Below are 19,558 nucleotides of genomic sequence, written 5' to 3'. Positions count from 1 at the left end.
TTTGCCATGACGTCGTTGCGCGGATATCGGATTGACGATCCGGGCCGCAGATTTACCGCCGCCGCAAGCATGTTCTGCACGCTTGCGGTTTCGGCTTTTTTGTTGCCGGTTTCGGCAGATGCGCAGGAAAGAACGGACCCCCTCGAAACACGGGTTCTGGTGACCACACAGGATCGCGCCGTTCTTGCCGGCGAACTTGCCGCCAGAATTGACAGGATCGCGGTGCGTCCGGGGCAGGCATTTCGCAAGGGCGATCTGCTGATTTCGTTCGACTGTGCGGCTTACAAGGCACAGCGCGCAACCGCGGCAGCCGATTATCGCCAGGCCGATGCCCAGCTGAAATCGCAAAAACGCCTGTTTGAATTGCGCAGTGTCGGCGAGCTTGATGTCGTGATGGCCGAAGCCGCAAGGGACCGGACACTTGCGCAGTTGCAGCTTCAGGATGTGTATCTTGACCGCTGCAAGATTACGGCACCCTACGACGGGGCAGTGGTTCAATGGCTGAGCCAGCCCTATCAGATTGCCAATCCCGGTGATGAACTGATGGAAATCATTGGTTCGGGCAATCTCGAACTTGAACTGATCGTGCCGTCAAGCTGGCTGTCGTGGCTTTCGACCGGGCAGAGCTTCAAGGCACGGATCGAGGAAACGGGATCGGTCATTGCGGCAACCACCGAACGGATCGGTGCCGATATTGACCCGGTCAGCCAGACGGTTAAAGTCTTTGCAGCCATAAATGGCGATGCCGGGACGCTGTTGCCGGGAATGAGCGGTGTCGCTGTTTTTGAACCGGAATCCTGACGGCTTCCGGCACAGGATCAAGCCGCGCGCGACCAGAACCGACGGGTAAAATGAGTACCATCACAGCATCCGCAATTTTGCTGGGCATTGAAAAATCCATCCGTCAGGCCCGGGATATGACCGCACTTCAGTTCGTCGCGGTCACCGAAACGCGCCGTCTGATTTCCTATCAGCAGGCGGTATTGCTCGCGCACGGGCTGGACGGGAAATTGCGGGTGGTGGCTGTTTCGAACGTGCCGACGGTGGACCGTAATGCCCCCTATATCCGGTTTGTCGAAAAGCTTGCCAATCGCAACATCCGGTCCGATCAGAAACGGACATTATCGCGTAGCGCGGATGGCGGGGAGTTGGAGGCGGACTGGCGGGAGTTTCTTCAGGACAATATCATGTCCCAGCCGGTTCTTGCCCCGGATGGTACATCGCTTGGCCTTCTGTTGCTGATCCGGGCCCCGGAATGGCAGGACGGGGAGCTTCTTCTTGTTGAACAACTGACCGATGCGCTTGGCCATGCGTGGAATGCGCTTCGTCCGCGCAAAAGGCGGGGCGGGATGTTTGAGGCCGGGAAAAAACGCCGCGCCGTTGTGGCCGGGGTTTTGATCGGTCTTGTCATTGTGCTGTCGATCCCGGTTCGGCAAAGCATTATCGCGCCTGCGACAGTCATGCCACGTGATCCGGTCATGATTGCGGCCCCGATCACCGGCGTTATTCGCGAAATCCACGTCCGCCCGAACGCACCGGTGGCAAAGGACGATCTTCTGTTTTCCTTCGAGGATGCGGAATTCCGGGCCAATTATGAAATCGCCCTGCGCGCGGTCGATACCGCCGAGGCTGAACTGCGCCGTGCATCGCAGCAGGCATTTGGTGACGCCAAAGGCCGTGCCGAAGTTGCCCTGTCGCAGACCCGTCTGGCCCTGCGTCAGGAACAGGCGGAATTCAGCCGATATCAGCTTTCGCAGGTTGAGGTCAGGGCACCGCAATCGGGCATCGCCATTTTCAGTGATTCCAATGACTGGCGGGGGCGACCTGTTTCAACCGGTGAACAGGTCATGGCCATTGCCGCACCCGATGCCGCCGAACTTGGCATTTCCATTCCGGTTTCCGATGCCATCGCCCTGCAATCGGGGGCGGAAGTTCGACTGTTTCTGGATGCTGATCCGCTTGGTTCGGTTGATGCAACGCTTGAATATGCCGCCTATCAGCCAAAGGAAACGCCCGAAGGCATATTGGCCTATCAGGCGGTGGCGCGCTTTGACAGTCCGGATGACATTCCCCGTATCGGGTTGAAGGGATCGGCCAAGATCATGGGGGACCATGTTCCCCTGGCGCTGTTCCTTTTCCGTCGGCCGCTTTCGGCCCTGCGCCAGATGATCGGGTTCTGAGCGGATGGCAATCGCATCGCAGGATCAGGCAAAGGATATGGTCGTACCGCCGCTTCGCGAAGACCTGCGACTTCTGCCTGCCGGAACCGATGAATATGGCGCGCCGTGCTGGACGATCCATGACCCGGTACGCAACCGCTATTTCAGGATCGGCTATGCCGCGTTTGAAATGCTGCGCCGGTGGCCGTTGCGGCAGGGGCAGGCGATCATTGACCGGATCTGCCGCGATACGGTTCTGACAATTGACGAAGCATCGCTGAGCGGACTGATAAAGTTCCTGCATGGCAATGGCCTGTTGCAGCGTGACAGCAGCGAGACCGTGGCCGAGTTTTCGCGCATTGCCAATGCCGGCAAGCCGCCCTTCTGGAAATGGGCGATCCACAATTACCTTTTTGTTCGTGTCCCGCTGGTTCATCCGGACAGTTTCCTGCGCAGAACCCAGGCCATTGCCGATGTGATTGCATCGCGACCTGTTCAGTTGGGGGGGCTGTTTCTGGGCATCATCGGCATTTTCCTGACATTGCGCCAATGGGACCTGTTTGTGTCGACATTCATGGGCTTTGCCAACTGGCAGGGTGTGGTGTGGATGGCCATCACCCTGACCCTGGCCAAAATCCTTCATGAATTCGGGCATGCCTATAGTGCGGCGCGCTATGGCTGCCGGGTTCCGTCGATGGGGGTTGCGTTTCTGGTGATGTATCCGGTGCTTTATACCGATACATCCGATGCGTGGCGGATTATCAGCAAGGAAAAAAGGCTGCGCATTGCGGCGGCGGGTATCCGGGTCGAGCTGGCGCTGGCGCTGCTGGCGACTTTTTTCTGGCATATTGTGCCGCCGGGACCCTTGCAAAGTGCGGTGTTCCTGCTGGCGACGACGACCTGGATCACAACGCTTCTGATCAATCTCAGCCCTTTCATGCGGTTTGACGGTTATTATCTGCTGTCGGATTTTCTGGGTATTGCCAATCTGCAAAACCGGTCCTTTGCGATGGCCAAATGGACGATCCGCGAAATGCTTTTCCGGTTCGGGCATCCGGCCCCGGAACCGATGCCGCGAAAAAAGCGGCGGATGCTGACGGTTTTTGCGATTTCGGTGTGGATTTATCGCTTCTTTCTGTTTCTTGGCATCGCGCTTGTCGTTTACCACCTGTTTTTCAAGGTTCTCGGCATTATCCTTTTTGTCGTCGAAATCGCGTGGTTCATCGTCATTCCGGTTTTCAGCGAAATGAAACACTGGTGGAAAGATCGCCATTTGGCAAAAGCAACACCGTCTCTGATCGTGACCGGATTGCTATTATTGGTGCTGGCGGTTCTGACATTCGTGCCCTGGCAATCACGTGTTTCCGCAGATGCGGTGCTTCAGGCCGGCAATGATGCGGAAATCATCAGCACGGTTGCAGGCCAGATTGCCGAAATCACGGTCAAAAAAGGGGACCGGGTCCGTGCCGGGGATACGATTGCCATCCTGAGCGCGCCGGAACTTGATGCCGAACACCGTATCCGGGAACTGGAACTTGCCGAGGCGCGGATATTGCTGGCGCAAACCGAGGCCAGCCGGGATGATCTTGGCGACTATGCCACCCGTCTTCAGGAAATGCGCCGTCTGGCCGCCCGGATCGTTGCACTGGAAGCCCGCCAGGATCTTTTGACCCTGCGGGCACCGATTGACGGCTTTGTTCGTGAATTGACCGAGGATCTCCGGGTTGGCGACTGGATCGCACCGCGCACCCCGATTGCGCGGATTGTCGGTGCCAGCGAACGTTCGGCATGGGAAGTCGTCGCCTATGTATCCCAGCGCGATATCGCCCGGATTGGAAACGGGCCTTCGGCAAAGTTCTATCCCGAACAGGTTACGCAACCCGTTCTGGAAATCGGGATCGGAACGGTCGAGCGGTTTAACAGCACTTATATCGAGGCACCTGCACTTGCCGCGGTCCATGGCGGAACAATCGCCGCGACGGTTGACAGGGAGGGCCGCTATACACCGCATGACCCGGTCTTCAAGGTGGAGGGGGTCGTTGCAACGGGCAAGGAAAACACCCCGGTTGAGGCGGGCTTTTCCATGATGCAGCGCGGTACGTTACAGATTGACGCAGAACCCATGAGCTGGGCACGCCGCCTTTACGAGGCGGTCGTTGCAGGCCTTATTAGAGAGGCGAGTTTCTGAGGGATGGCTGACGCGAGATCAGCCAGAAAGTCCTTTTCTCATATAAGGGCATCGCGCTATTCGCCCGCCAGTTCAGCGCAACCCGTTTCCAGAAGGGCGATGACGTGCGGGGCGAAGGAGCGCCACAGATCGAGGCGGTAATCCTGATCGCCATCCCGCCAAAGCACCGCCGACACACCATCAAAAACCGTGCGGCGTGCTTCGCCGGTTGGTAGCTGATCAAGGTCGCGCGGGCATCCGATGGTGATAAGGTCGCTGGCCTTTGGGCCGGTGATTTGCAGGGTGACTTCGCGGTCGGAAATTTCCGTCAGGCTGTGCGGGGTTTTGGCATAGATCGCCGCACAGGCATCGGTGATCATTCCTGCCTGATCTTCGGGGGCGATGATCGTCCATTCGTCCGGGCCAAGGCATATGATTTCAATATCCCCTTTGCGCCCGCACTGACCGATTTTGGCCGGGAGGGTTATGCCAAGCGCCTTTGACAGGGCTTTTTGTTCCGGCGTTGCGGCCCGAAGGGAAAAGCGGGCGACAGGGGGCAGAAGTGCTACACGCACGGCGGAGCTTTCGGCCAGTATCCCGGCTTTGGACAGGTCGATATGTGCAGTCATTGCAGTCATCTCCGCTTGTATGACCTTGGAATTTAAAGTTTGAGACGCGCATTTTCGGGGTCGTAAAAGACCGTGCCGGTGATGGTGGCCCTGATCGTCCGGTCCGGCATCGGGATATAAACCGTTTCGCCGGTCTTGCCGTGGCCGCCTTCGATCAGGGCAAGGGCAATCGGGCGACCTGCCGCGTCGCTGTGATAGGACGATGTCACGTGGCCGACCATCTTCATCGGGATCGGCTGGTTCGGATCAAGGACAATCTGCGCGCCTTCTTCAAGTTTGGACGTGCCATCATCGGTCAGAAGCCCGACCAGTTGCTTGCGGCCTTCTGCCGTCAGGTCCGGGCGGTTAAGGGCCCGCATCCCGACAAAGTCGGGCTTGTTTTTGCCAACGGCCCATCCGGCACCCGCGTCATAAGGCGTCACCGTCCCGTCGGTATCCTGACCGACAATGATGAAGCCCTTTTCGGCACGCAGGACATGCATGGTTTCGGTGCCATAGGGGCAGATATCGTATTTCTGACCCGCCGCGAACAGCGTTTCCCAAAGGGCCCGGCCATGGCGGGCAGGGACATTGACCTCAAAGCCAAGTTCGCCCGTGAAGCTGACCCGGAACAGGCGGGCCGGGAAACCGGCAACCGAGCATTCGGCAATCGACATATGCGGGAAGGCTTCGTCGGAAATATCGAGCCCCTCGACAAACGGGGCCAGAAGATTGCGCGCATTCGGACCGTTCAGCGCAATTGTCGCCCATTGTTCGGTGGTCGAGGTCAGCCAGACTTTCAGATCCGGCCATTCCGTCTGAAGGTAATCTTCCATCATGTTCAGGACGCGCGCCGCCCCACCGGTGGTGGTGGTGATGTGGAAACGGTCATCGGTCAGACGGCCAATCACGCCGTCATCGCGGATATAACCATCATCGCCAAGCAAAAGGCCATAACGGGTGCGACCGGGGGCAAGTTTGGTCCAGGGGTTGGTATACATGCGGTTCATGAATTCAACCGCATCGGGGCCGACCACCTCGATCTTGCCAAGGGTTGATGCGTCAAACATGCCAAGCGATTTGCGCGTTTCGCGGCATTCGCGACGCACGGCGGCGTCCATATCCTCGCCGTCCTTGGGAAAATACCATGCACGACGCCACAGGCTGACCGGTTCGAACACGGCGCCGTTTTCCTCGGCCCAGCTATCGATGGGGGTTTTGCGGGTGACCTCGAAATGATCACCCTTGTGATAGCCGACAAACGCCCCGAAGGTCGTCGGGGTATAGGGCGGGCGGAAGGTGGTCAGGCCGACTTCGGGCTGTTTCTTGCCAAGCGCATCGGCGGCAATGTTCAGGCCGTTGATGTTTGACATCTTGCCCTGATCGGTTGCCATGCCATTGGTGGTGTAGCGTTTGACATGCTCGATCGAGCGCATGCCTTCGCGCACGGCAAGGCGCAGATCCTTGGCCGTCACATCGTTCTGATAATCGACAAAGGCGCGGGCCTTGCCAGCATCAAGGTCGGTCGGAAGTTCGGTGTGGCTGGCACCCGAACCGGGGCGATCATCGGCAACCGAAAGCGTTTTGACCGTGGCGGTTTTGCCAAGCGCCCTGGCCGCCGTAGCGCCCATCGCGGCCCCGTCATTAAGGGCGGCTTCGATCCCCCAAAGGCCACGCCCGGCACCGGCGATCTGGCAATCCTCGGTAATGCGGTCGGGCAGGAAGGTCTGGCTTTGGTCATCCCATTTAAGCGTCCCCTTGGTGTGGGAAAACAGATGGAGCGACGGAGTTCAGCCCCCGCAGACCAGAAGGCTGTCGCAAGCCAATGTCTGGGCGGCCATAACGGTGCCATTTTCAACCTTGTTGATCCGCACCGATTTGATGCGCAGGCGGCCCGAGGTGCCGGTTGCGGTATAACCGGCAAAGACCGTGATCCCGCGTGCGGCGGCTTCTTTGACAAGGTCGGCATTCGGGGTCGGGCGGGTGTCGACAATGGCTTCGATCTTCGTTCCGGCCGATGCCAGATCAAAGGCCGCATACCATGCGCTGTCATGGCTGGTAACCACAACGACATTGTTTCCGACACGCACGCCATAGCGGTTCAGATATGTTTGCGCCGACCCGGCCAGCATCACGCCCGGACGATCATTGCCATCAAATACCAGCGGCTTTTCAAGTGCACCCTGCGCCAGAATGACCTGTTTGGCGCGGACCCGCCACATCCGTTCCCGCGGGGTGCTGGCGGCCGGTTTTTCGAGATGATCGGTCAGTTTCTGACACAGGCCGATCATGTTCTGATGGTAATAGCCAATCGCTGTGGTGCGGGTCATGATCCGGACACCAAGGTCGGTCAGGGTATCAAGCTCGGTCTCCAGCCAGTCCCATGCCGGTTTGCCGTCAATTTTTGCCTGTGGTTCGCTTAATATCGTTCCGCCCGGTTCGGCGTTTTCATCGACCAGTGTCACGCGAAGCCCGGATTCCGCCGCGGCACGTGCGGCGGCAAGACCGGCAGGACCGGCACCGACAACCAGAATATCGGTATGCAGATAACGGGATGCATAATTGTCCGGATCGGGTTCGGTCGGTGACACGCCAAGACCGGCAGCCGCCCGGATGAAGGGCTCGTAAACCTTGTCCCAGAAGGAGCGTGGCCACATGAAGGTCTTGTAATAGAACCCGGCGGAAAACAGCATGTAAAGGCGGTCATTGATCGCGCCGATATCAAATTTCAGGCTGGGATATTTGTTCTGGCTGCTGGTTTCAAGCCCGTTCCAGATTTCCTGCACGGTTGCGCGCGTGTTGGGTTCAAACTGCCCCTTGCCGCGGCGCGTTCCGATCAGGGCATTGGGTTCTTCTGATCCCGCCGCAATCGGGCCACGCGGACGATGATATTTGAACGAACGCCCCATCAGGTGAACACCATTGGCGATCAGGGCAGATGCGACAGTGTCGCCTTCAAGGCCCTGATAGGTATCGCCATCAAAGGTGAAGGAAACCGGCCGATTGTGAAGGACCCGGCCACGCCCCGGAACACGGAAAGCGGTCATTTCGAAGGCTCCTTCTTTGCGGCATCTTCAAGCAAAACGGCAAGGTCAGGGCGCGGTTCGCCTGCCTTGTATGTCGTCAGGAACCGGTCCGAGACGGTGTCGCGCACGGCGTTAAAGAACCGGCCGCAGCCATGGGCATGACGCCAGCGTTCAAAATGCGGTCCCTTGACATTGGTGCGGATAAACAGGAAATCGCGCCATTCATCATCGGTTTTGTCCGCCGGATTTTCCGGACGCGCGATATGGGCTTCGCCGCCATAGGTGAATTCCAGTTCCGGCAGCGTTTCATCGCAATAGGGGCAATGGATGAGAAGCATGTTCGTTCTCCTCAGTGTGCGACGGCGGCTGCGGCCGCTTCGTCAATCAGACGGCCGGTCCGGAAACGGTCCAGCGTGAAGGGGGCGTTGATGTCATGCGGGGTGCCTTTGGCAACCGTCCATGCAAGCGTATGGGCAGCCCCCGGTGTGGCCTTGAACCCGCCCGTGCCCCAGCCGCAATTGACGTAAAGGCCGGGGACGGGGGTCATGCCAAGGATCGGGGAGCGATCCGGGGTCACGTCAACAATGCCGCCCCATTTGCGCAGCATCCGCATGCGGTTGAAGATCGGGAAAATCTCGCAGATCGCGGCAACCGTATGTTCGATCAGCGGCAGGCCGCCACGTTGCGAATAACTGGTATATTGATCGGTGCCCGACCCGATCACGAGTTCGCCCTTGTCCGACTGGCTGATATAGGCATGCACGGTGTTGGACATGACGACACAGGGGAAGATCGGCTTGACCGGTTCGGATACCAGTGCCTGCAACGGATAGCTTTCAAGCGGCATGCGCACACCGGCGGTTTCCATAACGACACTGGTGTGACCGGCGGCAGAAACCGCGACCTTTTTCGCACGGATAAAGCCCTTGGCGGTTTCAACACCTTCGACCGCGCCATCCGGCCCGCGGCGGATCGCGGTGACCGGGCAGTTCTGGATGATGTCGACACCGCGTTGCGATGCCCCGCGCGCATAGCCCCACGCAACCGCATCATGGCGGGCGGTTCCGGCACGCATCTGAAGCGCGGCACCGACGACCGGATAGCGTGCATTGGGCGAAATATTAAGCGGCGGACAGAATTCCTTGGCTTCCTCGGCCGTGAGCCAGCGGTTATCGACACCGTTCAGGCGGTTGGAATGGATGTGGCGCTGGAAAGACTGAACGTCGTGAACATTGTGTGCGAGCATCAGAACGCCGCGGCGCGAAAACATGACGTTGTAATTCAGATCCTGGCTAAGACCTTCCCAGAGATCAACGGCATGGTCATAAAGCCGCGCACTTTCATCATAAAGATAGTTTGACCGGATGATCGTGGTGTTGCGCCCGGTATTGCCGCCACCCAGCCAACCCTTGTCGATCACGGCGACATTGGTGATGCCATGTTCCTTGGCCAGATAGTAGGCCGCGCCAAGCCCGTGACCGCCAGCACCGACAATGACGACATCATATTCTGCCTTCGGTTGGCTGTCGGGCCATTGCTCCTGCCAGTTCTTTTGTCCTGTAAGAGCATTCTTTAACAGCGACAAAGCAGAAAAATGCGTCATGAGAAGCGGCTCCACCAAGTGTCATGATTTTGCACGATTAGATGTGAATTTGCGACGTCGCGATTGGATATTTGCGTCATATCTGTTGTACATATTCGCCATCCGGGCAGGTAGTGTGCAATGGCGCAGCGACAGGTGGCAAGTTCAGGGGGCATGTGCGCGGGCCTGTTAATTGCCCTGTTCTCTTGTTTTACAAGTTGCATGCCGCTAGTCTGTGACCTCCCGCCACCAACGGAGAAGCCCCGATGTCGCGTTCTGACAAACATATCCTCGTCGTTTCGGCCATCCGGCCGCGTCATATGGAAGAACTTGCTGCGAAATATGAACTGCATCGCTGGGATCAGGCGACGGACAAGGATGCGTTTCTGGCCAATGTGGCGGACAGGATTACAGCCCTTGTTTCGACCGCCGGGGTCGGGGTGCCGACGGAGCTGATCGGGAAGCTTCCGAACCTTAGGGTCATTACAAGTTTCGGGGTCGGTTATGATGCGATTGATATCGCGGCCTGTACGGCGCGCGGTATTCGCGTTTCCAATACGCCCGATGTTTTGAATGACGATGTTGCCGATACCGCGATCATGCTGCTGCTGGCGACGCTTCGGCGGCTGGTTGTTGGTGATCATTGGGCGCGCAGCGGACAATGGTCGGAAAAGGGGGCGATGCCGTTAACCACAACGGCACGCGGCAAGAAACTTGGCATTGTCGGGCTTGGCCGGATCGGGCAGGCGATTGCGTCGCGGGCGGAGCCGATTGGCATGGAAATCGGTTATTTCGGACGGTCCAAAAAACCGGTCGATTATCATTATGAGGCCGATCTGATCGGGCTCGCGAACTGGGCGGATGTTTTGATGGTTTCCTGCCCCGGCGGGGCGGCGACACAGGGGATCATCAATGCCGACGTCCTGAAGGCACTTGGCCCGCGTGGTTTTGTCATCAATATCGCCCGTGGTTCGGTGATTGATGAACCGGCCCTGATTGCGGCACTTCGGGATGGCGTGATTGCCGGGGCGGGGCTTGATGTGTTCCATAATGAACCGCATATGGACCGTGCCTTTGCCGAGTTTGACAATGTCGTGCTGTATCCCCACAACGCCAGTGGCACGGTTGAAACCCGCGACGCGATGGCGCAGATGGTGGTCGATAATCTGGCACAGTGGTTTGCCGATGGGACGCTGGTGAGCCCGGTTAACTGATTGTATCTGCACCCGGTTTACGGTTGGCAGTAGCGCGCATGTGACCAAGGCGCTAGATTGTCCGTCATGAGAAAAACCGACCTTAAAATCCGGCTTAAAATCGAATTGCCCGATGGGGTTCGCCTTGGTTATGGCAAGATCGATCTGCTGCGCGCGATTGATCGTGAACAGTCAATTTCGGCGGCGGCGCGGTCGATGGGCATGTCCTATCGCCGGGCATGGATGCTGCTTGAAGAATTGAACAGAAGCTTTGCCGCCCCGGTTGTTGAAACCCGGATGGGGGGTGCAGGCCGTGGCGGGGCCAGCCTGACCGGGACGGGGATGCGGATCATTGCGATTTACGACGATGCGCAAACCCGTGCGGATGAAGCGTTGGCGGATCAGTTGCGCAGGCTTGCCGATGAACTGGCAGATGATCCGTCCCCGCCGACCGAAGACGGGTCTTAAAGATCGTCGGCGCGCAAATGCCCGTCGACCGTGACCGATTTGATCACCGCAAAGACCCTTTGTCCGATGGCAAGTTTCAGGCGTGTTGCCGACCATTGGGTGATGCGGGCATGGATTGTGCGGTTTTCACCGGTATCGTCATGACCCAGCCCCAGTGTGACATCCAGCGTATCGCCGCCATTATCGGCGATATCGCGGATCGTTACCGGCAGGACGTTGTTGGCGCTTATCCCGGTCGGGGCTGTCCGGGCGATCATCACATCACGTGCCCGGATATGCAGGCGCACCGGGCTTCCGGATTTCTTGCCAAGGAAGGGTACGACAAATCGTTGCCCGGCACAGTCAAGGAAGCTTATGACACCCTGCGGGTCGCGGCTTTTGACCGTGGCGGGCAGCACGGTTCCCGTATCGAACTGCCCGGCAAGCGGGGCAAGGTCGGTTCGGCCCAGCATGTCAAACACCGATCCGCTGGCAAGCGTTTTGCCACCTTCCATCACCACCATATGATCGGCCAGACGGGCGACTTCATCAATCGCGTGGCTGACATAAAGGATCGGCAATTGCCGTGCGTCACGCAGATTTTCCAGATAGGGGATGATCTCGTTCTTGCGGCCCTGATCAAGGGCCGAGAGCGGTTCGTCCAGCAGCAGGATTTCCGGATTGCCGAGCAATGCCCGGCCGAGTGAGACGCGCTGTTTCTCGCCGCCGGAAAGAAGGTTGGGGCGGCGCGATAGCAGATTGCCGATACCGAGCATCGTGATGACATCATCGTAGGCGGCTTTGTTCATGGGCCGGTCGCAACGTTTATGGCCGTAAAACAAGTTGGCCGCGACACTCAGATGCGGGAACAGTCTGGCATCCTGAAACACATAGCCAACCCGGCGTTTGCGCGGTGCCAGATTGATCCGCTTCATGCTGTCATAGACAGGGCGGTCATGGATGGTGATCCGCCCCCGATCCGGGCGCAGCAACCCGGCAATCGCATTGATGATGGTGGTTTTGCCGCTGCCCGACGGGCCAAAAAGGGCGGTAATGCCGGGCTCGGCAATATCGAACTGCGCATGCAGGTCCAGCTTGCCGATCTTGTGGCGGATATCGACGGAAATGCTCATGCGCGGGCCCTTTTGCGAATATGGCGCATGGCAAATTCCGAAAGTACGAGCCCGATCAGGGCAAGTCCGATGGAAATGGCTGCAAGGCGTGCGGCGGCCAGTTCGCCGCCCGGTGTCTGGATCGCGGTATAGATCGCAAGCGGCAGGGTGCGTGTTTCACCCGGAACGTTGGACACAAATGTGATGATGGCCCCAAATTCGCCAAGGCTTGCGGCAAAGGCGGTAATCGCCCCGGCAATGATACCGGGCAGGGCCAGCGGCAATGTCAGGCTGAAGAACCGGTCGACCGGCCCGGCCCCCAGCGTTTCGGCGGCGTGATAAAGGCCGGGGTCGATGTTTTCCAGTGCCAGCCTGATGGCGCGCACCTGAAACGGGAAGCTGACGATCCCCGCGGCCAGTGCCGCCCCGGTCCAACTGAAAATCAGACGGATATCAAACGTTTCCAGCAACCACGCGCCAAGCGGCGCGCGGGTGCCAAAACTGATCAGCAGCAGATAGCCCATCACAACCGGTGGCAGGATGAGGGGCAGATGCACCAGGGCATCGACCAAAATCCTGCCGGGAAAGCGGGCCTGCGCCAGAAGGGATGCGGCCAGAATGGCAAAGGGCAGGGCACATATCACCGCCACGCCGGAAATGCGCAGGCTAAGCAGCAGGGCTTCGATCTCGGCTTCGGTGAGTGTGATCATGGTTTGTTATTGTGTCTTCGGGCTGGTTGCCGGGCGGTTGAAACCATATTCCGCAAAAATGATGCCCGCGTCATCCCCCAAAAGCCACGCCAGCAATTTTACCGCGGCGGGGTTTGTTTGCCCGGTGGTGATGGCAACCGGATAGGTAATGGCCGGATGACTGTTTTCGGGGAAGGTGGCGATGATTTTAACATCGGTCGCGATGGCGGCATCGGTGGCATAGACAATGCCGAGCGGTGCCTCGCCCCGTTCTACCAGTGCCAGGGCGGCTCGCACATTATCGGCGCGTGCCAGCCTTGGTTCGATGGCATCCCACTGACCAAGGTTTTCAAGTGCCTGTCTGGCGTAAATCCCCGCCGGGACATGGTCCGGGTCGCCAACGGCAATGCGGTCCTCGTCACCGATCAGTCTGGTCAGATCGGTTTGGGAATTGATCGTGATCGGGGCAAGGTCGCTGTCGGCGGGTGCAATCAGGACAAGCGCATTGGCCAGAAGGTCATGGCGGCTGTTGGCGGCAATCAGGTTCTGATCGGCAAGCCAGGTCATCCATTTCTGATTGGCTGAAATATAGAGATCAGCCGGGGCGCCTGCGGCGATCTGACGGGCCAGTGTCGATGAACTGGCAAAGGATAGTTGCAATGTGTCCCCGGTTGCCGTGGCATAGCTTTGGGCTACCTGTGTCATGGCATCGGTGAGGCTGGCGGCGGCAAAGACCGTGATTTCCTCGGCGCGGGCGGTGGTTGCGGCAGCCAGAAGCAGCAGGGAAGCAAGACCGGTTTGGATCAGATGGCGCATGAGAAAAACCGTGCTGATGGGGTTGGGAAGGGGTAACAATCCCCGCTATATTTCATGAAATATAGCGGGGCGTCAACCACCTGCACCGTCAGGACGAAACCGGTCGGGATCGCCAAAAAGAAAGGACCGGCAATGCCGATCCCTGTCTTGAATGGTTGGAATATCCGGTTCAGTTGCAGACCGATCGCAGCGGATCGTCGTCATTCATGGCGAACCATTCATCAATTCCGGTCGGGAAACCGTTGGCATCCAGTTCGGTTTGGGCGGTGATATATCCGCGCCTGTTCGCACCGCATTCCACCAGATGGGTAAGGGCGAGCGTTTCGGCACCCTTTTTAAGCAGCAGGGTGGTGACCCGCTTCTGATCGGGGTTATCCGGATTAACGACAATCTTTTCGCTGTCGATGGCGGTGAAGCGGTTAACTGGGGCTGAAATCAGCGTCCAGGGTGCAAACGGATTTTCGTCGGCAAAAGTCTGCACGATGCTGATCTGTCCCGGCAGGCGTGACGAATAGCGATCAAACCAGCTATATTCGTCCCAGATCATGTAGGCAAACATGCCGATTGCCGCGACAAATGGAATGACATATTTCGGTGCCTTTCGCCCCCACAGGCGAAACAGCAGCATGACGACACCGGCACAGGCAAAACCGACCACAACGGTCGTCAGAATAAACACATACATCCGGCGCGAAGTCCCCTGATTTATTGTTATGACTTGATCAGTCTGGCGGGTGTTCCCGTTTCCCCTGATAACGGATTAGCGCAGCACGCGGCGAAGCTCAAGTTCACCTTTCGGATCACGCTTGGCAATCTGTGCCAGAAACAGGCCCGATGCGGCAATCGCATCGGAAAGGGCATTGTGAACGCGATACGGCGGCAGGTTGTGGGTATGGCGCAGTGATTCCAGTTTCAGCGCCCCGGCCTTCATCGGTTGCCCCTGCCGGTGCAGATCGCGAAGGGCCAGTACCAGCGTATCGACGGTCGGCATTTGCAGGGATGCGCCAAAGTAACGTTTGCAGGCATGACCAAGAAAGCCCAGTTCAATCGGTGCGTGATGGGCCACCAGAACCCGCCCGGCCAGAATCGGCAGGATATGGGCCAGCGCGATTTCGATATCGGGTGCCTGTTCGACATCGGTATCGAAAATGCGATGCACGATCACCGAGCTTTCGCTGAGTTCCTTTTTGGGGCGTACCAGAAGATGCTGGCAGCTTGAAAAATCGACTTCAAGGCGGCGAATGATCACAAGGCCAATCGAAACGATTTCATCCTGTTTCGGATCAAGGCCGGTGGTTTCCAGATCAAGGGCGACAAATTCGACATCGCGGACCGGCGTATCGGGATCGGCGGCAGGGATATCGTAATAGGCGCGAAGCGGCCCGGTTGCCCGACGCTGGACAATCTGGCGGTAAAAGTCGCTATCGATGATTTTCTGACGCAGGCCCATTGTTATGTCCCGCTTTTGCCAAAGGCGCTTTCAAGGGCGGCCTGGAGATTCTTGATCACCGAAAACGCATCTTTCAGATGGGTGCGTTCAAATGCCGACAGGCTTTCGGGATGCAGGAAGTTATCGGGGCGATCCCCGTCACGAATTTGCCGGACCTGATGTTTCAGGCGCGTTATGCTGATGAATTCAAACGCATCCAGAAGGTCGGATGCCCCCTGTTTGCTGATCGAGGGGAAGGCCATCGCGGCCTCGAGCCGTTCATAGGTATTGACCACGTCAATGCCGTTCGCAAGCGCATGGATGCGCGCGATATCGACAATCGGCACCACGCCGTTATGTTTCATATCCAGCGTGCGATCATGTTCGCCGCCACGGATCATGACAAAGTTTTTAAAGAAGCCAAGCGGCACATGATGGGTGAGGGCGTTGCCAACCATATAGGCCAGGAAAATGCGGTTGCCCTTTGCCTTGGTGACAATCATCCGATGCAGGTCTTCAAAGATCGCACGTGTCCCATGGATCACCCGCAGGTCGAACCAGACGGAACACAGCATCAGGGCCTTTGGCTCGGGCTGTTCGATCCATTTGTTGAAATATTGCTGCCAGACACGGACAGGCTGACGCCATTCGTCGGTTTTCGCCATCATCTCGCCGGGGCAATAGATGTAGCCGACGGTATCAAGGCCATCACAGACAAAATCGGCCAGTGATTTGAAATAATCCCCGTGCTGTTCGGGATCATAGGCGTCATCAAGGATCAGGCAGTTATCCTGATCCGAAAGGGCGGTCTGTTCCTGCCGCCCCTGTGATCCACCCGCCATCCAGACATAAGGGACAGGCGGCGGGCCAAATTTTTCCTCGGCCAGTTGCAGCAGGCGCGATGTTGCCGCATCCGAAAGGGTGGTGACGATATGCCCCGCATTGCGCGATGTCGCCCCGGCTTCGATCAGGTTGCTGAGCAATTCGGGGATTTGCGCAATGACCTTTGCCATGTCTGCCGGTCTGGTCATCTTGCGGATGCGGCCCACCATGTGGACGGCGGAAAGCGATTGGCGCGCCAGCAGGTTGTTGGTGGTAATCACGCCGATTGCCTTGCCATCCTTCATCACCGGAAGGTGACGGACATTGTTGCGCGTCATGGTCAGAAGCGCGTCAAAGGCATAATCGTCCGGCCCGATGCTGATCGGGTTCGGGGTCATGATATTTGTCACCGGTTCGTCAAAGGATCGGGCTTCGGCAACAACGCGGTTGCGCAGGTCACGGTCGGTCATGATACCGGCAACCTCGTCCCCGTTTTGCGTGATCAGCAGGCAGGAAACCCGTTCGGCACTCATCAGCTTGCCTGCTTCGAGAATAGATGCACCGATATCGATACTGACCAGATCACGCGCGATCAGATCGGAAACCCGGATGGACATCAGTTTAAGCTGATCATCATCACGTTTTTCAAGCAACTGCATGCCGCTGCGAAGGCGGGCACCGCCCATCTGTTCAAAGAAGTAATTGAACTGCGGGTATTTCCCCGCCAGATCGTGGAAATCCTTTTCGGGCAGCAGATAGACAAGGCTGTCCTCGAGCATGGTGATGTTGTTGGCGGCCTTGCCATTGCGGAACATCGCGCGTACGCCGAAACATTCACCTTCACCAAGGCGGGCCAGAAGCTGGCCATCGGGATCGCGTGTTTCGGTTCCGCCCGTCCGGATAATATGCAGATGCAGGCATTGCTGTTCAGGTGAGAGGACTTTGGTGCCTTTGCGGAAATAGCGCGCGGTAAGGCGCTTTGGCAACGCCTCGATCACGTCGTCTGGCAACAGATCGAAGGGGTGATGCTGTTTGAGGAAATCGCTGATTTCTTTTAGTTCCAGACTCATATGACCATTCCTCCCTGTCGTGGTGCATTGTTGCCCGACTTCGAGGCAAAAGAAAAGGCCCCCGGAATAACTTCCGGGGGCCAGCAACAGGTTTCTTGCAAACCAGTCGACCGATTAGTGGTCAACGGCGCCACCGGCTCCTTTCGGAACGCGGATGTCTTCAATCATGTGCTGGATATGTGCCGGCGGTTCCGCCGTAACTTTCGACACGCCGAAAGCAACGAGGAAGTTCAGGATCATACCAACAACACCGATGCCTTCCGGCGAAATGCCGAACAGCCAGTTTGCCGGAACGTTTTCGATCAGCACCGGGATAAAGATGCCCTTGTAGGACATGATATAACCCATGGTGAAGACCAGGCCGACAAGCATCCCGGCAATCGCGCCTTCACGGTTAACCTTCTTGGAGAAGATCCCCATGATGATAACCGGGAACAGCGATGCGGCAGCCAGACCGAAGGCAAAGGCCACCACCTGCGCCACGAAGCCGGGCGGATTGTATCCCAGATAACCGGCAATCAGGATCGCAACGGCTGCTGCGATACGACCGGCCATCAGTTCCTGTCCTTCTGTCATATCCGGCGTCAATGTGCCTTTCAGAAGGTCATGCGAGATACCCGACGAAATCACAAGCAACAGACCGGCTGCCGTTGACAGTGCGGCGGCAATACCACCGGCAGCGACAAGGGCAATCACCCAGTTCGGAAGCTGTGCGATTTCAGGGTTGGCCAGAACCATGATGTCGTTGTCAACTTTAAGTTCGTTACCGGCCCAGCCATATTCGGCGGCTTTGGCGGCAAAGTCCTTGTTGGCATCGTTATAGTACTGGATACGGCCATCGCCGTTTTTGTCTTCGAATTTCAGGAGGCCGGTGGCTTCCCAACGGCTCATCCAGTCCGGACGATCTTCGACTTTAAGGTTGCCTTCCGGATCGCCAACGGCGCCGATCTGGACGGTTTCGGTCAGGTTCAGGCGAGCCATTGCGCCAACTGCCGGGGCAGTGGTGTAAAGGATCGCGATGAAGACCAGTGCCCAACCGGCCGAAGAACGCGCATCGCGGACCTTCGGAACCGTGAAGAAGCGGACGATAACGTGCGGCAGACCTGCCGTACCGACCATCAGCGCAAGCGTGATGCAGAAGATGTCGATCGTCGATTTGCTGGTGGTGGTATATTCAAGGAAGCCCAGTTCGGTCACGATCTGGTTCAGACGGTCGAGCATGTAATCGCCCGTGCCGTTAACCGTGGAACCGAATGCCAGCTGCGGCAGCGGATTGCCGGTAAGCTGGAAGGCGATGAAGATTGCCGGAATGGTATAGGCAATGATCAGCACGCAATACTGTGCCACCTGGGTGTAGGTGATGCCCTTCATGCCGCCAAGAACGGCATAGATGAAGACGATGCCCATGCCGACGATCAGGCCGGTCAGGATTTCGACTTCGAGGAAGCGCGAGAACACGATACCAACGCCGCGCATCTGGCCTGCAACATAGGTGAACGAGATGAAGATCAGGCAGATAACGGCAACGATACGCGCTGCTTTGGAATAGTAACGGTCGCCGATGAATTCCGGCACGGTGAATTTGCCGTACTTACGCAGGTAAGGTGCCAGAAGCATTGCCAGCAGGCAGTAGCCGCCGGTCCAGCCCATCAGGTAAACCGAGCCGCCATAGCCAAGGAAGGCAATCAGGCCGGCCATTGAAATGAAGGATGCAGCAGACATCCAGTCTGCGGCGGTCGCCATACCGTTGACGACCGGGTTAACGCCCTTGCCAGCGACATAAAACTCGCCGGTGGTGCTTGCCTTGGCCCAGATCGCGATGCCGATATACAGCGCGAAACTCAGACCGACGACAATATAGGTAAGGGTAGTAAGATCCATTTGTCTGTCTCCCCGGATCCGGAACTTTGTTGACGTCAGTCGTCTTCGTGAACGTCGAATTCACGGTCCAGTTTGTTCATCTTGCTCACGTAGACGAAAATCAACGCGACAAAGACGTAAATGGACCCTTGCTGGGCAAACCAGAATCCGAGCTCAAAGCCCGCAATCTTGATGCTGTTCATCGCATCGACAAACAAGATGCCGAAACCGTAGGAAACGACAAACCAGATGATCAGCAAAGTGGTCACCAGTTTTACGTTTCGCTTCCAGTAGGCTGCGCTTTGCTCATCCATAGCGCGTCTCCTTCCTAGAAAATGAAAACTTCCCTGCCGACCGGTTATTGAGTTCTTTTTTGTCCCGGTCCGCCTGCTTTTGATGCAGTGGTGGCGTCTGCACACACCATTGCCAACAAATTCGATAACAGTTTTCAGAATGCGCCAGAAGCTAATCATTAGTCGTATATATTAGTGCTCCTGCGTTCCCCAACCTGCTGGAAACACTGAAAAAACCCACAAAATCCGCCATTTTTTCGACATTGTTCGGCGCTGCACAATGAC

At 57.6% G+C, this 19,558-nt stretch carries 18 protein-coding genes; 5 read left to right on the top strand and 13 right to left on the bottom strand.

Annotated features, from left to right (window positions below; genetic code table 11):
* Positions 1-6 precede the first annotated feature (6 nt).
* The 3 genes from R1T41_RS03620 to R1T41_RS03610 are packed head-to-tail and all read left to right on the top strand — an operon-like array spanning position 7 to position 4,347.
* Positions 7-801: an efflux RND transporter periplasmic adaptor subunit gene (locus R1T41_RS03620; protein WP_317340017.1), complete on the top strand. Its 795-nt coding sequence runs from the start codon at positions 7-9 to the stop codon at positions 799-801.
* Between the two features lie 50 nt (positions 802-851).
* Positions 852-2,180, top strand: a complete 1,329-nt coding sequence (locus R1T41_RS03615) for an efflux RND transporter periplasmic adaptor subunit (protein ID WP_317340015.1) — start codon at positions 852-854, stop codon at positions 2,178-2,180.
* A 4-nt stretch (positions 2,181-2,184) separates the two neighbouring features.
* Positions 2,185-4,347: an HlyD family efflux transporter periplasmic adaptor subunit gene (locus R1T41_RS03610; protein ID WP_317340013.1), complete on the top strand. Its 2,163-nt coding sequence runs from the start codon at positions 2,185-2,187 to the stop codon at positions 4,345-4,347.
* A 56-nt stretch (positions 4,348-4,403) separates the two neighbouring features.
* On the opposite strand, the gene R1T41_RS03605 is transcribed toward R1T41_RS03610, so the two are convergent.
* From R1T41_RS03605 to R1T41_RS03590, 5 genes are all read right to left on the bottom strand, one after another.
* Positions 4,404-4,955, bottom strand: a complete 552-nt coding sequence (locus R1T41_RS03605) for a sarcosine oxidase subunit gamma (protein WP_317340011.1) — start codon at positions 4,953-4,955, stop codon at positions 4,404-4,406.
* Positions 4,956-4,987: 32 nt separating this feature from the next.
* Positions 4,988-6,565, bottom strand: a complete 1,578-nt coding sequence (locus R1T41_RS21945) for a glycine cleavage T C-terminal barrel domain-containing protein (protein ID WP_411045480.1) — start codon at positions 6,563-6,565, stop codon at positions 4,988-4,990.
* 159 nt (positions 6,566-6,724) lie between these two features.
* Complete coding sequence (locus R1T41_RS21940; RefSeq protein WP_411045479.1) at positions 6,725-7,981, bottom strand: FAD-dependent oxidoreductase; 1,257 nt, start codon at positions 7,979-7,981, stop codon at positions 6,725-6,727.
* Entirely contained in the window at positions 7,978-8,298 is a 321-nt protein-coding gene (locus tag R1T41_RS03595; RefSeq protein WP_062960758.1) for a sarcosine oxidase subunit delta, read from the bottom strand. Before R1T41_RS03595 ends, R1T41_RS21940 begins: the two co-directional genes overlap by 4 nt.
* A gap of 11 nt (positions 8,299-8,309) precedes the next feature.
* Entirely contained in the window at positions 8,310-9,563 is a 1,254-nt protein-coding gene (locus R1T41_RS03590; RefSeq protein WP_062960757.1) for a sarcosine oxidase subunit beta family protein, read from the bottom strand.
* 245 nt (positions 9,564-9,808) lie between these two features.
* On the opposite strand from R1T41_RS03590, the gene R1T41_RS03585 reads away from it, so the two are divergent.
* A complete protein-coding gene (locus tag R1T41_RS03585; protein ID WP_317340009.1) occupies positions 9,809-10,756 on the top strand; it encodes a 2-hydroxyacid dehydrogenase in 948 nt (315 codons plus the stop codon).
* A 66-nt stretch (positions 10,757-10,822) separates the two neighbouring features.
* Positions 10,823-11,203, top strand: coding sequence for a winged helix-turn-helix domain-containing protein (locus R1T41_RS03580; RefSeq protein WP_317340007.1), 381 nt, complete (start codon positions 10,823-10,825; stop codon positions 11,201-11,203).
* On the opposite strand, the gene modC is transcribed toward R1T41_RS03580, so the two are convergent.
* The 8 genes from modC to R1T41_RS03540 all read right to left on the bottom strand — a co-directional run bounded on the left by modC (position 11,200) and on the right by R1T41_RS03540 (position 19,294).
* The gene (modC, locus tag R1T41_RS03575; protein ID WP_317340006.1) at positions 11,200-12,315 is read right to left on the bottom strand and encodes a molybdenum ABC transporter ATP-binding protein; all 1,116 of its coding nucleotides are present in this window, start codon (positions 12,313-12,315) and stop codon (positions 11,200-11,202) included. The two genes, R1T41_RS03580 and modC, sit on opposite strands and share 4 nt — an antisense overlap.
* Positions 12,312-13,004, bottom strand: coding sequence for a molybdate ABC transporter permease subunit (modB, locus tag R1T41_RS03570; protein WP_317340004.1), 693 nt, complete (start codon positions 13,002-13,004; stop codon positions 12,312-12,314). The genes modC and modB overlap by 4 nt, the downstream gene beginning before the upstream one ends.
* Before the next feature lie 6 nt (positions 13,005-13,010).
* Positions 13,011-13,799 carry a molybdate ABC transporter substrate-binding protein gene (gene modA / locus R1T41_RS03565; protein ID WP_317340002.1) on the bottom strand — a complete coding sequence of 263 codons (789 nt, stop codon included), beginning with the start codon at positions 13,797-13,799 and terminating at the stop codon, positions 13,011-13,013.
* Positions 13,800-13,968: 169 nt separating this feature from the next.
* Complete coding sequence (locus tag R1T41_RS03560) at positions 13,969-14,484, bottom strand: hypothetical protein (protein ID WP_062960752.1); 516 nt, start codon at positions 14,482-14,484, stop codon at positions 13,969-13,971.
* 75 nt (positions 14,485-14,559) lie between these two features.
* Positions 14,560-15,249: an exonuclease domain-containing protein gene (locus R1T41_RS03555; RefSeq protein WP_317339999.1), complete on the bottom strand. Its 690-nt coding sequence runs from the start codon at positions 15,247-15,249 to the stop codon at positions 14,560-14,562.
* A gap of 2 nt (positions 15,250-15,251) precedes the next feature.
* Positions 15,252-17,120 carry a DUF294 nucleotidyltransferase-like domain-containing protein gene (locus tag R1T41_RS03550; RefSeq protein WP_317339997.1) on the bottom strand — a complete coding sequence of 623 codons (1,869 nt, stop codon included), beginning with the start codon at positions 17,118-17,120 and terminating at the stop codon, positions 15,252-15,254.
* A gap of 114 nt (positions 17,121-17,234) precedes the next feature.
* A complete protein-coding gene (locus R1T41_RS03545) occupies positions 17,235-19,001 on the bottom strand; it encodes a sodium:solute symporter family protein (RefSeq protein ID WP_062947800.1) in 1,767 nt (588 codons plus the stop codon).
* Between the two features lie 35 nt (positions 19,002-19,036).
* Complete coding sequence (locus tag R1T41_RS03540) at positions 19,037-19,294, bottom strand: DUF4212 domain-containing protein (protein WP_062947798.1); 258 nt, start codon at positions 19,292-19,294, stop codon at positions 19,037-19,039.
* Positions 19,295-19,558 lie beyond the last annotated feature (264 nt).

This window comes from Thalassospira lucentensis (assembly GCF_032921865.1).
Taxonomy (GTDB): Bacteria; Pseudomonadota; Alphaproteobacteria; order Rhodospirillales; family Thalassospiraceae; genus Thalassospira; species Thalassospira lucentensis_A.
Note: the sequence above shows the minus strand (reverse complement) of the source record. Positions and strands in the feature narration are given on the sequence as shown.